At 73.5% G+C, this 14,793-nt stretch carries 13 protein-coding genes; 8 read left to right on the top strand and 5 right to left on the bottom strand.

What is annotated here, in order from left to right; all coding sequences use genetic code 11:
* Window positions 1-28: 28 nt before the first annotated feature.
* Window positions 29-694 carry a cyclase family protein gene (locus AH6_RS20525; RefSeq protein WP_067482247.1) on the top strand — a complete coding sequence of 222 codons (666 nt, stop codon included), beginning with the start codon at window positions 29-31 and terminating at the stop codon, window positions 692-694.
* A 71-nt stretch (window positions 695-765) separates the two neighbouring features.
* Here AH6_RS20525 and AH6_RS20520 read toward each other — a convergent pair whose 3' ends face one another.
* Genes AH6_RS20520 through AH6_RS20510 form a run of 3 tightly spaced genes read right to left on the bottom strand, consistent with a single transcriptional unit; the run spans window position 766 to window position 3,744 of the window.
* Window positions 766-1,647: a TIGR03619 family F420-dependent LLM class oxidoreductase gene (locus AH6_RS20520; protein ID WP_067482245.1), complete on the bottom strand. Its 882-nt coding sequence runs from the start codon at window positions 1,645-1,647 to the stop codon at window positions 766-768.
* 4 nt (window positions 1,648-1,651) lie between these two features.
* Window positions 1,652-2,902: an LLM class flavin-dependent oxidoreductase gene (locus tag AH6_RS20515; protein WP_067482243.1), complete on the bottom strand. Its 1,251-nt coding sequence runs from the start codon at window positions 2,900-2,902 to the stop codon at window positions 1,652-1,654.
* On the bottom strand, window positions 2,899-3,744 hold the full coding sequence (locus tag AH6_RS20510) for an alpha/beta fold hydrolase (RefSeq protein WP_067482240.1): 846 nt from the start codon (window positions 3,742-3,744) through the stop codon (window positions 2,899-2,901). The genes AH6_RS20515 and AH6_RS20510 overlap by 4 nt, the downstream gene beginning before the upstream one ends.
* A gap of 96 nt (window positions 3,745-3,840) precedes the next feature.
* On the opposite strand from AH6_RS20510, the gene AH6_RS20505 reads away from it, so the two are divergent.
* On the top strand, window positions 3,841-4,689 hold the full coding sequence (locus tag AH6_RS20505) for an LLM class F420-dependent oxidoreductase (RefSeq protein WP_245679390.1): 849 nt from the start codon (window positions 3,841-3,843) through the stop codon (window positions 4,687-4,689).
* 14 nt (window positions 4,690-4,703) lie between these two features.
* Here AH6_RS20505 and AH6_RS20500 read toward each other — a convergent pair whose 3' ends face one another.
* Window positions 4,704-5,261, bottom strand: coding sequence for a DUF4870 domain-containing protein (locus tag AH6_RS20500; protein WP_067482236.1), 558 nt, complete (start codon window positions 5,259-5,261; stop codon window positions 4,704-4,706).
* 93 nt (window positions 5,262-5,354) lie between these two features.
* On the bottom strand, window positions 5,355-6,452 hold the full coding sequence (locus AH6_RS20495; protein WP_067482234.1) for an alcohol dehydrogenase catalytic domain-containing protein: 1,098 nt from the start codon (window positions 6,450-6,452) through the stop codon (window positions 5,355-5,357).
* A gap of 239 nt (window positions 6,453-6,691) precedes the next feature.
* On the opposite strand from AH6_RS20495, the gene AH6_RS20490 reads away from it, so the two are divergent.
* The 6 genes from AH6_RS20490 to AH6_RS20465 all read left to right on the top strand — a co-directional run bounded on the left by AH6_RS20490 (window position 6,692) and on the right by AH6_RS20465 (window position 14,767).
* Window positions 6,692-7,942: an ABC transporter substrate-binding protein gene (locus tag AH6_RS20490; protein WP_083983248.1), complete on the top strand. Its 1,251-nt coding sequence runs from the start codon at window positions 6,692-6,694 to the stop codon at window positions 7,940-7,942.
* 28 nt (window positions 7,943-7,970) lie between these two features.
* Window positions 7,971-10,652 carry an ABC transporter permease subunit gene (locus tag AH6_RS20485; protein WP_067482232.1) on the top strand — a complete coding sequence of 894 codons (2,682 nt, stop codon included), beginning with the start codon at window positions 7,971-7,973 and terminating at the stop codon, window positions 10,650-10,652.
* Window positions 10,645-11,394 carry an ABC transporter ATP-binding protein gene (locus AH6_RS20480; RefSeq protein ID WP_067482230.1) on the top strand — a complete coding sequence of 250 codons (750 nt, stop codon included), beginning with the start codon at window positions 10,645-10,647 and terminating at the stop codon, window positions 11,392-11,394. The genes AH6_RS20485 and AH6_RS20480 overlap by 8 nt, the downstream gene beginning before the upstream one ends.
* 88 nt (window positions 11,395-11,482) lie before the next feature.
* Window positions 11,483-13,561: an ATP-binding protein gene (locus AH6_RS20475; RefSeq protein WP_067482228.1), complete on the top strand. Its 2,079-nt coding sequence runs from the start codon at window positions 11,483-11,485 to the stop codon at window positions 13,559-13,561.
* A 148-nt stretch (window positions 13,562-13,709) separates the two neighbouring features.
* Window positions 13,710-14,069, top strand: a complete 360-nt coding sequence (locus AH6_RS20470; RefSeq protein ID WP_067482226.1) for a hypothetical protein — start codon at window positions 13,710-13,712, stop codon at window positions 14,067-14,069.
* Window positions 14,070-14,125: 56 nt separating this feature from the next.
* A complete protein-coding gene (locus AH6_RS20465) occupies window positions 14,126-14,767 on the top strand; it encodes a PaaI family thioesterase (protein WP_083983246.1) in 642 nt (213 codons plus the stop codon).
* Window positions 14,768-14,793 lie beyond the last annotated feature (26 nt).

The raw sequence follows: 14,793 nt of genomic DNA, 5'->3' as shown, positions 1-14,793 counted from the left end.
TCACGTTATCGGACGCGATGATGGGCCGATGGACCTGATCGACCTCACCCACGCGATCACCACGGGCATGCCCGTCTACCCGGGCGACCCGGAGGTGCGGTTGTCAGCCGCGCTCACGGTCCCGGCCGACGGCGTCCACGTGCGGTCGGTGCACATGGGATCGCAGACGGGCACGCACGTGGACGCGCCGTGCCACATCGACGACGCCCTGCCGCGCCTGGACGACCTGCCGCTGACCCGCTTCCTCGGTCCGGCCGTCGTGCTGGACGCGCGCGACGTCGCGGACCGCGCCCCGATCGGGCCCGAGCGGCTGCCGGACGGGCTGGAGCCGGGGACGATCCTGCTCATCGCCACGGGCCGGGCGGGGCAGTGGGGGACAGACGGCTACCTCGCCCATCCGTACCCGTCGCCGGAGCTGGCCGAGCGGATCGTTGCCACCGGGGTCCGCACGGTGGGCGTTGACGCGCTGAGCGTGGACCGCACGCCGCCGCCGGGTGACGCGGACTTCTCCCTGGCCACTCACCGGGTGCTGCTGGGCGCGCACGCGGTGATCGCTGAGAACCTGACCGATCTCGCTCTGCTTCTGGACGCCCAGGAGGAGGGGCGGCGGATCGAGGTGTCGCTGTTCCCGATCCGTCTCCAGCACGACGGCGCGCCCGTCCGCGCCGTCGCGCGCATCACGGACGGCGGCTAGAACCGGGCGAGCCCTGTCCGGCCGTCCTGCGGGCGGCCGGACAGGGCTGTCGGGCAGGGCTGCCGAACGGGCTACATCTTCGCCATGACCTCGTCGGCGAACCGCTCCATCGTGGCGACCTTGAGGTCCAGGCCCGTGCCGTGCCGGGCCTTCTCCTCCGGCGTGGCCAGCCACCACGGGGCCGCCATCGTCCCCGACACGCCCCGGTCGGCCCACTTGCGGTACAGGTCGGCCGACGGCATCGCCCCGATCGGCGCGATCACCTTGAGGTCGGCCAGCGTGCGGCCGTGCTCGGCGAGGAAGCCCGACAACCGCTCCAGCAGGTCGCCGAGCTGCTCCTCGGAGTAGATGCGGTTGCCGATCCAGCCGTCGCCGACACGGGCCGCGCGGCGCAGCGCGGCGTCGCTGTCACCGCCGATGTAGAGCGGGACGGGCTCGGCCGGGACCGGGGCGATGCTGAGCGGGCCGAAGTCGTAGTGCTCGCCGTGGTGCTCGACCATCCCGCCCTTCCACAACTCGCGCAGCGCCGGGATCATCTCGTCCAGGCGCTTGCCCCGGGTGTGGAAGTCCTGGCCCGTCTGGAGGAACTCGTCCTTGCACCAGCCGACGCCGAGGCCGAGGATCGTCCGGTCTCCGGACAGGACCGCGGCCGTGGACACCGCCTTGGCGACGGTGAACAGGTCGCGGGCCGGGGCGATGTAGACGTTGGTGGCGAAGCGCACGCGCTCGGTCACCGCGGCCATCGCGCCGATCGTCACCCACACGTCCGGCCAGTGCGTGTCGGGCTGGTAGGGCGGCGCGCCGGTGTCGGTGTAGGGGTAGGACGCGTCGTAGTCGGTGTAGAAGATGTGGTCCGACACCGCGATCGTGTCGTAGCCGAGGCGGTCCGCGGCCTGCGCCAGGCCGCGGAACTCGGACGTCTCGACGAAGGCCGCTCCGAGCCAGAACTCCACCGCGTCAGTCCTGGAACTCGGGGATGACCTTGGTGGCGAACATCTCCAGGTTGCGCTTGACCGTGTCGAGCGGCAACACGCCCTGCTGGCCCTGCATGAACAGGCCGAACCACTCCAGGTCGGGCATGCGGTCCAGCATGCGCTGGATGCCGCGCTTGACGTCGTCGGGGGTGCCGAGCAGCGCCATCTCGACCTCGTTCATGCGCTTGAAGTCGCCCTTCTCCGGGGAGATGGGCTGGTGCCTGTCGTCCTCCTTCTTGCGCAGCACCTCCAGGTACCCGAAGGGGCCGAAGAACGAGGCGAAGTCCTTCTGCATGCCCTTGCCGTAGGTGGCGATGGCCTCCTCGCGGGTGTCCGCCATGCCGACGATCTTCAGGATGCCGGTGTGCTCGCCGAGCTTGTAGTCCTTGCCCTGCTTGGCGCACTCCTCCTGGTAGAGCTTGGCCTTGGCGGCGTGGTCGTCGGGGTTGGGGGTGAACATCCACGGCATGATGCCCTCCTGGGCGGCGCGGATGACCGAGCGGTCGGAGACGGTGAACGGCTGCCACAACTCCGGGTGCGGGTTCTGGTAGGGCTTGGGGCACACCGACACCGACTGGATGAGGCCGTTCTCGTCGATCTCGCCGGGCGCGCCGAAGGTCTGCGTCCACTCCTGCGCGGGCCAGCCCTCGATGCCGCTGAACGGGGCGGGGATCTCGTAGTCCAGCACCTCGCTCTTGTAGCGCAGCGAGTCCTGCTCCCACGCCATCTTCATGATCTTGAGGACTTCGCCGAACACGTCGAAGTTGCGGGTGTCGGACTTGGAGCCGTCCGAGCGCGCGGCGGCGGCGTGCCAGCGCTGGCCGAGCACGTTCATCCACCGGTTCTGGTAGCCGCGGGCGACGCCGAGGCGCAGCCGGCCCTTGGAGAAGTGGTCCAGCAGCGCCACGTCCTCGGCGGCCCGGATCGGGTCCCAGGCGGGCAGCACGATGCCGAGCGGCGCGAGCAGGATGCGCTCGGTGCGGGCCGCGAGGTCGGTCAGGAACATCAGGGGGTTCACCGAGAACTCGAAGCCCTCGGAGTGGAAGTGGTGCTCGGTCATCATGAGCGCGTCGAAGCCGATCTGGTCGGCGTGCACCGCGATCTCGCGCACCTCGTGCAGCAACTTCTGGTACGACTCGACGTCCCGCCCGATCGGCCGCTTGGCCTTGGCGTTCTCCTCGGCCGCCCAGCCGGAGCCCGGAATCTGCGGGTTGAGGAAGAGGGAAAACTTCACGCGGACTTCTCCTTGTCGAGTTCGTCGAGCCACTGGTCGACGACGAGCAGGAATTCGGCCGGCCGCTCTACGTGCAGCCGGTGCCCGCCGCCGGGCCAGGCGAGGGCCCGGGAGGCGGGATGCTTGAACAGGCCGTTCTCCCAGTCCGCCGAGGCGGCCTGCGCGGCCGACCAGCACGACAGCACCGGGCAGTCGCGGCGGGCCAGGTAGGCGTCGGCGGCGGGGCGCACGCCGAACTGGGCCTCGCCCTCGTACATGGCGGCGAAGGCGTGGGCCAGCGCCTGGGGTGAGGTGCCGAGGATCTTGCGGCGGTGCCACTCGCGCAACCAGCCGGGTGAGGCGGGGGTGTAGCACCACCGGTCGTTGGCGAGCGCGACGGAGTAGGGGTCGTCGCCGCGCAGCGCCTCGATCATCGGGGGGAACATCGCGGCGATCTCGGGCGGCTGCCCGTACCCGGGGTCCACGCACACCAGCGCCCGGACGCGCGCGGGGTGCTCGACGGCCAGGGCGCTGACGACCAGCGCGCCCATGGAGTGGCCGAACGCGGTGACGCGCTCGACGCCGAGCAGGTCCAGCAGCCGCACCAGGTCGCCCGCCAGGTCCTGCGGCCGGTAGCCGGAGCCGGGGGCCGAGGAGTAGCCGTGCCCGCGCAGGTCGGGGGCGATCACCCGGTGCCCGGCGGCGGTCAGCCCGGGGATGTGGAAGGCCCAGTCGTGGGAGTCGGCGCCGAAGCCGTGCACCAGCAGCAGCGGGGTCCGCCCCGCGGCCTCGTGGGAAGGGCTGTCGGAGGGCGCGTCGTCGGTGTAGAACAGGCGCACATCCCCCAGGTCAGCGAATGGCATGGGCACCCTCTCCGGCCGTTGTTCCCGAACAAGCGCACGCTACATCAATACCCACGAGCCGAGCAATCGCTTGGTTAAGTGGATAGGGTGTGACGCATGTCGCGCAAGGAGAGGAGCGGCCGGATGCGCCTCGGCGTCACGATGTTCGCCACCGACCGGGCGATGCGGGTCCACGAGCTGGCCCGCGAGGCCGAGGACCGGGGCTTCGCCTCCCTGTACGTCCCCGAGCACACCCACATCCCGGTCTCCCGGAAGACCCCGGCCCCGACCGGCGTGGATCATCTGCCGGAGGAGTACGCCCGCACCGTGGACCCGCTCGTCTCGCTCGCCGCGGCGGCGGCGGTGACCGGGCGCATCACGCTGGGGACGGGCGTCTGCCTGCCCGCCCAGCGCGACCCGATCGTCACCGCGAAGGCCATCGCGACGCTCGACCGGATCGCGGGCGGGCGCTTCGTGCTGGGCGCGGGCTACGGCTGGAACGCCGAGGAGGCCGCCGACCACGGCGTGCCCTGGAAGCGGCGGCGCGCGATGGTCCGCGAGCACGTGCTGGCCATGCGGGAGTTGTGGACGAAGGAGGAGGCGGCCTTCGACGGGGAGTTCGTGTCGTTCGAGGCGGCCTGGTCCTGGCCCAAACCGGCCGGACGCGTGCCGGTCCTGCTGGGCGGCGCGCCCGGCCCGACGCTGTTCGCGCACATCGCCGAATACGGGGACGGCTGGATGCCGATCGGCGGCGCGGGCATCCGCGAGGCGCTGCCGGACCTGCGCGCCGCGTGCGCGAAGGAGGGCCGGGACATGGTGCCGGTCGTGCCGTTCGGCACCCTGCCGTCCCCGGAGAAGCTGGACTACTACGCCTCGCTGGGCGTCGAGGAGGTCGTGCTGCGCGTGCCGTCGGCGGACCGCGACGCCGTGCTGCCGGTGCTGGACGACTTCACGCGCTACCTGTGAGCTGGACGTGTGGGCTAGCGGACCATCCGGAAGCAGAAGAAGGTCGGGAAGCGCACGTACTGCCCCTTCCCGGCCTTCACCGCGCCGATGACGCCGAACACCCACGGCCCGAAGACCGCCTCCAGGTAGACCACCCCGAGCGGGATGAACAGCGCCGGCTGGTCGGCGAGCAGCGCCGCCGGGACGCAGACCGCCGCCAGGGCCAGGGCGCGCAGCAGCAGCGAGATCTGGTAGTTCAGCGCCTGCGCGGCGTGGTAGCGGACGAACGGCGACTCGTTGCGCTTGATGAGGTAGATCACCAGCGGGCCGATGAAGCCGGTGACGCACATGAGCAGGTAGGAGATCAGCGCCATCGTCGTGTCGTCGGAGGAGCCGCCGCGCTGCGGGCCGTAGGGGCCGCCGGGCGGGCCGTAGCCCCAGCTCGGGTCGTAGGGCTGGCCGGGCGGCGGCCCGTACCCGGGCGGGGGCTCGTACCCCGGCGGCGGGGCGGCGCCGGGCGCCTGCCCGTAGGGGGAGTGGTGGGGCGGCGGCTGATCGTCGGCACCGGATGACGAGGGCGGCGTATCGGTCACTGGTGTTCCTGTTCGCTTATGCGGTGAAAGAGCAGGGCACCATGGAACCGGACGCGGCGGGTCGGCGTCCATCCGGCGGGTCGGCCGGACGGGTCAGTCGAAGACGATGACCGAGCGGGCGACGGCGCCCTCGCGCACGTGCGCCACCGCCTCGTTGATCTCCTCCAGCGGCACCCGCTCGCTGACCAGCGCCTCCAGGTCCAGGCGGCCGCGCCGGTACAGGTCCACCAGCAGCGGCAGGTCGCGGGCGGGGTTGGCGTCGCCGCCCTGGGTGCCCATCAGGCGGCGCGAGCCGAACAGCGTGCCCGGCGGGATCTCCAGGTTCCTCCCGGCGGCGGGGCTGCCCACCATCACGGTGGTGCCGCCCGGCTGGGTCGCGGCGAACGCCTTGGTCAGCACCTCCGGGACGCCGGTGACGTCGAAGGCGTAGTCGGCGCCGCCGCGCACGATCGCGCCGACCTGCGCGGGCAGGTCGTCGGCCAGGACGGTGTGCGTCGCGCCGAACCGCTCGGCCAGCTTCAGCTTCGACTCCACGACGTCGGCGGCGATGATCGTCGTCGCGCCCGCCAGCACCGCGCCCTGCACGACGTTCAGCCCGACGCCGCCGCACCCCACCACCAGCACGCTGGAGCCGGGCTCCACGGCGGCGGTGTTGAGCACCGCGCCGACGCCGGTGACCACGCCGCAGGCCGTCAGCGCGAGCAGGTCCAGTGGCGCGTCGGGAGCGACCTTGACGCACATGGCCTCGCCGACGACGGCCTTCTCGGCGAACGAGCCGATGCCGATGTAGGGGCGCACGACCTCGCCGCCGGCCGACAGGCGGGTGGTGCCGTCGGCCATCAGGCCCATGATGGCGGTCATGCGGGCCCTGCCGCTGCACAGGTGCACCCGGCCGCGCGCGCAGTTGCGGCAGCGGCCGCACGGCCCGTTCATCGCGATGACGACGTGGTCGCCGGGCTTGACGGCGGTGACGCCGGGCCCGGTCCGCTCGACGACGCCCGCGCTCTCGTGGCCGAGCACGCAGGGCAGGTGGGTCACCACCGGGCTCTTGCCGTCGATGGCCTTCAGGTCCGAGCCGCACACCCCGGAGGCGGCGATGCGCACCAGCACCTCGCCGGGCCCCGGGTCGGCCACCGCCACCTCGGCGATCTCCAGGGGAGCGCCGAACTCCCGCAGCAGCGCCGCCCGCATGCTCGTCCCCGCCGTCCCCGCCGTCGTGCCCGTCACCTGGTCCCGCCTTTCCCCGGCCGCGCGCTGAACGGCATCACGGTAGCACCAAGCACTTGCTTGGTATAGCGGCCCGGAATCGTTGACAGCCGCCGGAAGGCGAACTTACGCTCACGCCCAAACGAGCGCTAGGTCATGTCCGATGCCGCGCCCTCGTTCGCCCGTGCCCTTTCGCATGTCCGATCACGTACCGGAGGCGCGCCATGCAGACGTCCCCCATCCCCCGCGCCGCCGCCCTCACCGCGGCCGCGCTGCTGCTGGCGGGCTGCGCGACCAGCAACGAGTCCTCCTCCGGTGGCGGCGGGGGCACGGCGGGCGTGACCGGCACGGCCGTCAAGGTCGGCGGCGTGCTCACCGTGACCAGCGCGACCGGCTACTCCACCGGCGGCGCGCAGCTCGGCGCCAAGGCCCGCTTCGAGCGCGCCAACGCCGAGGGCGGCGTGCACGGCCGCAAGATCGAGTTCATCGGCGTGGAGGACGACGGCATGGCCCCCGACAAGGGGGCCGCCGCCGCCAAGAAGCTGGTGCAGCGGGAGAAGGTGTTCGCGCTGCTGCCGGTCAGCGCCCCGCAGTTCGGCGGCGCGGAGTTCCTGGAGCAGCAGAAGGTGCCGTGGTTCGGCTGGGCGACCGGCCCGTTCTGGTGCGGCAAGCAGAGCGCGTTCGGGTTCAACGGCTGCCTGGCGCCCAAGCCCGGCCAGGGCACCCAGACCTGGTGGGGCAACCAGGTCGCCGCGCAGCTCGGCGGGGGCAAGGGCAGGACGGCGTGGATCCAGGCCACCGACTCCACCGCCAGCAAGTACGGCATCCAGACCATCGGCAAGTCCTTCACCGCCGCAGGGTTCGCGCTCGCGGGCACCTCGGCGGCGCTGCCCGCCCAGGCCCCGCCGCAGGACTGGTCGCCCTACGTCAACAAGATCATGAAGAGCGCCGGCGGCAAGGCCCCTGACGTGGTGGTCTCGGTCATGGCGGGCGGCAAGTTCAACTCCGGGCTGTACGCGGCGCTGAAGAAGGCCGGGTACAAGGGCCTGATCACCGACGCGACCTCCTACGACCCCAAAGTGCTCGCCGACCCCCAGACCCGGCAGGCCCTCGACGGCGTCTACGCCGCGCCGCAGTTCGAGCCCTACGAGTCCGACGCGCCCGAGGTCGCCCAGATGAAGGCCGACCTGCGGAAGACCGGCGGCGCGTCCGCCGTCCTCGACCAGCACGCCGCCACCGGCTACTGGTCGGCCGAGGTGTTCCTGAAGATGCTGGAGAAGGCGGGCAAGGACCTGACCCGCGACTCCTTCTACAAGGCCGCCGAGAACTTCTCCTACGAGAACAAGGGCTTCGGCCGCATCCAGTACCCCGCAGCCAAGACCGAGTCCAACGGGTGCGGCGCGCTGGTGCGGCTCCAGGGCGACAAATTCACCATCGCCCAGAACCTCAAGTGCTTCGACAACACCAAGCTGTGACGGCCCCGAACCGCTGGGGAGGTGACCGGTGACGGAACTGGCCGGTTATGTGCTGAGCGGCCTGGTGACCGGCGCGATCTTCGCGCTGCTGGCGTCCGGCCTGACCCTGTCGTACGCGGCCACCGGGGTGTTCAACTTCGCGCACGGCGCGGTGGGCTTCCTGACCGCGCTGCTGTTCTTCGAGCTGACCGCCGGGCTCGGCTGGCCGGTGTGGCTGGCCGGGCCGGTGGCCGTCGCGGTCTTCGCGCCGCTGCTGGGCCTGCTGCTGCACCGGCTGATGTTCCGGGGCCTGGCGGGCGCGGGGGAGACCGCGCAGATCGTCGCCACCATCGGCCTGACGATCGCGCTGCCCGCGCTCGGGTTGTGGACCGTGGACGTGCTGGTGGACACCTTCGGCGCGGACCTGCCCAAGGTCACCGAGGGCGCGTCCGCGCGCGGGCTCGGGCCGCGTCCGGTGCAGAGCTGGCACCCGTTCGGCGGGGTGGCGCTCGACTCCGACCAGCTCACCACCTTCGTGCTGGCGGTGCTGGCGGCGGGTGTGTTGTGGGCGGTCATGCGGCACACCCCGCTCGGCCTGCGGATGCGCGCCACCGTGGACCGGCGCGAGCTGGCCGCCATGCGCGGCGTGGACGCCGACGCCGCCTCGGCGCAGGCGTGGATGCTCGGCTCGACGCTGGCGGGCCTCGCCGGGGTGCTGGCGGTGCCCGCGCTCGGCCTGGACTCCAACGCCTTCACCGTGCTGCTGTTCGCCTCGGCGACCGCCGCGGTGTTCGGCCGCCTCCAGTCCATCCCGGTCACCTTCGCGGCCGGGCTCGCGCTCGGCGTCGTGCAGAACCTGGTCGCCGGGTACGCCGACTTCGCCGAGAAGGTCACCGGGTTCCGCACGGCCGTCCCGGCGATCCTGCTGTTCGCCGGGCTGCTGGTGCTCGGCCGGTCCCGGCAGCGCGTCGCCGGGTCGATCGCCGAGGACGCGCCGCCGCCCGACTACCTGGCCGACCTGCCGCGCTGGCGGCGCGCGCTGCCGTGGAGCGTGTCGCTGGCGGCGCTGCTGGTGTGGACGTTCACCCTCGGCGACGACTACTGGGTCGGGCTGGTCGCGCAGGGCCTGGTGCTCGCGCTGGTCTTCTGCTCGTTCGTGGTGGTCACCGGGATCGGCGGCATGGTCAACCTGGCGCAGGCGTCGTTCGCGGCGCTGGCCGCGCTGTCGGCCGGGCTCGCCTTCAGCAAGGGCCTGCCGTTCCCGGCCGCCGTGCTGATCGGCGTGCTGGCCGCCGTCGCCGCCGGGGTGCTGGTTGCCCTGCCCGCGCTGCGCCTCGGCGGGCGGGTGCTGGCCCTGGCGACGCTCGCGCTGGCGCTGCTGGCCGACCAGGTGTTGTTCCAGATCGACGCGTTCTCCAACGGCACCGTCGGCTGGAAGTTGCCCGCCTTCTCGCTCGGTTTCGCCGACACCAACGACCCGCGCGTGCGCGTCGTGCTGCTGCTGGCCGTCATCGGGCTGGTCGCGCTGCTGATCCGCAACCTGGAGCGCTCGGCGTCGGGCCGCGCGGTCCTCGCGGTGCGCTCGGCCCCGACCGCCGCCGCCGCGATCGGCGTCTCCGCCACCCGCGCCAAGATCACCCTGTTCGCGCTGGCGTCGGGCATCGCCGGGCTCGGCGGGGTGCTGTACGCGACGTTCAACGGCCAGATCACCGCCACCGACCTGCCCGCGCTCACCGGTTTCGTCTGGCTCGCGGTCGTCGTCCTGCAAGGGGTGCGGCGGATCGGCGGCGCGGTGCTGGGCGGCCTGGTCATGGCGCTGTCGCCCGAGGTGCTGCACCTGGTCACCGACTCGCAGTACGTCGGTCTGGTCCTGTTCGGCCTGGGCGGGGTGATCCTGGCCAAGCACCCGGACGGCGTGCTGGCCCAGTTCGCCGAGCAGCGCTACCGCCGTCGCAAACGGCACGCGAGGAAGGCCGAGGCGGTGGAGATCTCCCACACGCCGCAGGCCCCGCAACCGGCGGACGCGGTGCTGCGCCTAGAGGGCGTCGTCGCGGGATACGGCGACGCGACCGTCCTGTGCGGCGTGGACCTCGCCGTCCCGGCGGGCAGCGTCGTGGCGCTGCTCGGCGCGAACGGCGTCGGCAAGTCCACCGCCTGCGCGGTCGCCGCCGGGACGCTCACCCCGACCGCCGGGCGCGTCCTGCTCGACGGCCAGGACGTCACCGGCCGCCCCGCCCACCTGCGCGCCCGCGACGGCCTCTACCTGGCCCCCGAGGGACGCGGCGTCTTCCCGGCGCTCACCGTCGAGGAGAACCTGACGCTCTGGTTGCCCTCGGCCGCCGACCGCGCCGACGTCTACCGCCGCCTGCCCCGCCTCGCCGAGCGCCGCGCGGTCGCCGCCGGGGCGCTGTCGGGCGGCGAGCAGCAGATCCTCGCGCTCGCGCCCGCCCTGGTGCGCCCGCCCCGCGTGCTCATCGCCGACGAGCCCTCGCTCGGCCTGGCCCCGCTGGTGGTGGAGCAGGTGTTCGAGCTGTTCGGCGAACTGCGCGACCGGGGCGTGGCGCTGCTGGTGGTGGAGGAGAAGGCGGGCGAGGTGCTGGCGCTGGCCGACACCGTCGCGTTCATGGAACCGGGCCGCGTCTCCTGGACGGGCACCCGGTCGGAGGTGGACCAGGACCGGCTGACCTCGGCCTACCTGGGCCTGGCGGGAGTGGGGGACAGCGGTGATTGAGATCGCGGACGTCGGCGTGCGGTTCGGCGGCGTGCACGCCCTCAGCGGCGTCGGCCTCACCGTCGCCGAGGGCGAGACCTGCGGGGTGATCGGCCCGAACGGCGCGGGCAAGACCACGCTGTTCGACGTCATCACCGGCCTGCGCCGCCCCACCACCGGCACCGTGCGGCTGGACGGCCGCGACGTCACCGCCGCCGGAGCGGTGCAGCGCGCCCGCCTCGGCGTGCGCCGCACCTTCCAGCGCCCCCAGGTGTTCGGCCGCCTGACGGTGCTGGACAACGTGCTGGCCGCCGTCGAATGGCACGGCGGGGGCGGCGGCCTGGCCGCCGACCTGCTCGGCCTGCGCGCCCGCCGCCGCCTCGCCGACCGCCGCCGCGAGCACGCCCGCGCCGTCCTGGAGCGCTGCGGCATCGCCGACCTCGCCGACCATTACGCCGCCGACCTGCCGATCGGCCGCCGCCGCATGGTGGAGCTGGCCCGCGCCCTGGCCGACGAGCCGCGCGTGCTGCTGCTGGACGAGCCGACCTCCGGCCTGGACGGCGAGCAGGCCGCCCGCTTCGGCGAGGTCGTCGCCGGGCTGGAGGCCACCGTCCTGCTGGTCGAGCACGACGTCGGCTTCGTGATGGCCGCCTGCGAGCGCGTCGTGGTGCTCGACCTCGGCAAGGTGATCGCCGACGGCCCGCCCGCGCGGGTCCGCGAGGACCCCGCCGTCCGCACCGCCTACCTCGGCGCCTCCGCCTGATTTCACATACTGAAATCGCGGCGAAGGGGTCGTGGGAAGGGGACGGCGGTCGCATACTGAGGTCGGTCGGTGGCGGAGAGGCGGCGCGATGGACGGTCCGTGGCGGCCCTGGGACGACCTGCCCGCGGAGGCGAGCAGCTTCGTCGGGCGGGCGCGGGAGCTGCGCGCGGTCCGCGACGCCCTGGAGCGCGTCCGGCTGGTCACCCTCACCGGGCCGGGCGGCGTCGGCAAGACCCGCCTCGCGCTGCGCGCCGCCCGCGACGCGGCGCTGTCGTTCCCCGGCGGCGTCCACCTGGTGGAACTGTCCGGGCTGCGCGACGGGGCGCTGCTGCCCGACACCGTCGCCGAGGCGATGGGGCTGCGCGACAGCATGGCCGGCACCCCGCTGGAGCTGCTGGCCGGCTTCCTGCGCGACCGGCGGGCGCTGCTGATCCTGGACACCTGCGAGCACCTGGTGGCCGAGAGCGCCGCCTTGGCGGGCACGCTGCTGGCCGGATGCCCCGAGCTGCGGCTGCTGGTCACCAGCAGGCAGCCGCTGGACGTGCCCGGCGAGGAGGTGCTGGTGGTGCCGCCGCTGGCGGTGCCGGACGAGCCGGACGGGCCGCAGGGCGCGGCCGACGCGGTCGCGCTGTTCGCCGCCCGCGCCGCCGAGGCCGTGCCCGGCTTCACGGTCACCCGCGCCAACCGCGACCGGGTCGAGCTGCTGTGCCGGAGGCTGGACGGCATCCCGCTGGCCATCGAGCTGGCGGCGGTGCGGTTGCGCTCGCTCAGCCTCGACCGGCTCGTGCGGCGGCTGGACGTGCTGTTCTGGGTGCTGGACAACGGGCCGTCGGAGCTGACACGGCACCAGGCGCTGCGCACCACGGTCGGCTGGAGCCACGAGCTGTGCGCCCCGCACGAGCGGTTGTTGTGGGCCCGGCTGTCGGTCTTCGCGGGCGGGTTCGACGCGGCGATGGCCGAGGAGGTGTGCGCCGACGACCGGCTGGACCGGGTCGAGGTGGCCGAGCACCTGGCGGGCCTGGCGGAGAAGTCGATCGTGCAGCGCGCCGGGCCCGGCCGGTACGTCATGCTCGACACCGTCCGCGAGTACGGCGCGGCGTGGCTGGAGGCCGTCGAGGACGCCCGCCCGCTGCGCGTCCGGCACCGCGACTGCATGACCCGGCTCGCGTCGCGCGCGTCCGCCGCCTGGCTGACCGACGGCCAGTACGCCTGGGTGCGGCGCATGGAGGGCGAGCGCGACAACCTGCGCGTGGGGCTGGAGTTCTGCTTCACGGCGGGCGGCGAGGGGCGGGCCGGGCTGCGGCTGGCCACCGCGCTGTTCCCGGCGTGGATGTGCGTGTCGCGGTTCACCGAGGGCCGCTACTGGCTGGACCGGGGCCTGGCGGCGGTGCGTGAGCCGTGCCCCGAACGTGTCGAGGCGTTGTGGCAGGCGGCCTACTTCCGTACCAACCAGGGCGAGTCGCCCACCGCACTGCCGCTGCTGGCGGAGGCCATCAAGCTCGCCGAACGCACCCACGACGCGGTCGGGTACGCGCGGGCGCAGCGCACGCTGGGCACCGCCGCCACGTTCATGGGCGACGCCGCGCGGGCCGAGCGCTGCTTCGACGAGGCGCTGGAGGTCTTCCTTGAGGCGGGCCTGCGCAACGACCTGATCATGCTGCGGGTGCTGCGCGGCTTCCACCGCGCCCGCACCGGCGCGTCCGCCGCCGCGCTGGCCGAGTGCGCCGAGGCCGGACGGCTGCTGGCCGACGCCCCGCAGGAGTGCTGGATCCGCGCCTGGGCCGGGTACGTACGGGCCCTGGCGCACTGGTTCCAGGACGAGGCCGACCGCTGCGCGGCGGAGCTGCGGTCCTGCCTGGCGATGTTCCGGCGGATGGAGGACCCGGTCGGCCTCACCAACAGTTTCGAGCTGCTGGGCTGGGTGTTCGCGCGGCAGCGTCGCTTCGCCGAGGGCGCGATCCTGCTGGGCGCGGCGGCCCGCTATCCGGCGCAGGTCGGGGTGCCCCGGCTGGGCGACGCGGCGCTGGAGAGCCAGCACCGCGAGCTGGAGGCGCAGGCGCGCGCCGCGCTCGGCGGCGACGCCTTCGCCCGGCACCACGGCCGGGGCCGGTCGCTGACGCTGGACGAGACCGTGCGCTTCGCCTGCGGTGACCTTCCCGCGACCTGACCGCTTCCGGGCGTAACGCCGCAACGCCGTCCGCGACGACGGCGGCGCTGGCCATAATCCCCGCGTGACCGACGAAAAGCGCGCCCGCAGGCCGGATGACCAGCCAAAAAACCCGCATAACGTCGAATTACGTCCGGAAACGTTCATCGTGACCTACTGCGACTACGCGCGCGCCCTGTACGAGGAGGGCAGGCCCGCGTCGACGGGGGAGTGCCGGGACCTGCTGCACGCGCTGGTGCCGCGCGACGGCAGCTTCATCACCTGTGAGGACGTCGCCGGCACCGTCGTGCAGGCGATCTGGGAACCGGGCCCGGTGGCGTGGACGCCCGTGTTGTGGATGGAGGTCCTGGACCCGGCCGCCGAATGCTCGCACGGCCGCCACGTCACCGTCGCGCAGGCCGCCGGGGTGCTGGCGACGCTGGCCGCCGAGGGACGGGTCGCCCTCGCCGACCTGGGCGCGCTGCGCACCGTCCGCTGGCCCGGCGTGCCGCTGGCCGGACCGGTCTGAGCCCCGCCCGCCGACGATCTAGAATCAGGTTCGGTCAACGGGCACTGGGAGGCCGGATGAGCGGGGCCGAGGCGGCGATGCGGCGCGTGTTCGCCACACGGGAGCGGCACGTGCTGGGCGAGGCGCAGGTGACGGCCCTGGCGGAGCTGGCCGCCCGCGTGCGGGAGTTGACCGACGCGGTGGTGCACACCGACGTCGATCCGGCCGAGGTCGCGGCGGTGTCGGCCGAGGTCGCCGCGCTGACCGAGCGGCTGTCGGCGGCGCGGCGCACCGATCCGCCGGTCGCGCGGCTCGGCCCCGACGGCTCGGTGCGCCAGCTCGCCAGCCCGGTCAGCGGCCCGCTCAACCCGATCGCGCCGCCGGTGGAGATCGAGCTGGGCGCCGACGGGTCGGCCCGCGCGAGCTTCGTGCTCGGCGGCGTCTACGAGGGGCCGCCCTCGTTCGTGCACGGCGGCATGTCGGCGATGGTGCTGGACCAGCTGCTGGGCGCGGCGGCCGCCGCCAACGGCACCCCGGGCATGACCGCCACGCTGGACCTTCGCTATCGCCGCCCGACCCCGCACGGCGTGCCGCTGACCGCCGCCGCCAAGGTCACGCGCGTGGAGGGCCGCAAGACCTTCGCGGAGGCCGCCATCACCGGACCGGACGGCAGGACGACGGTCGAGGCGACGGCGATGTTCGTGATGCCGCTGCGCTGAACGCCACTGCGCTGACCTGCCGGAAG

The sequence above is a fragment of the Actinomadura hibisca NBRC 15177 genome (assembly GCF_001552635.1).
Lineage (GTDB): Bacteria > Actinomycetota > Actinomycetes > Streptosporangiales > Streptosporangiaceae > Spirillospora > Spirillospora hibisca.
The sequence above is the reverse complement of the archived record's forward strand: the minus strand, read 5'-3'. Positions and strand labels throughout refer to the sequence as shown.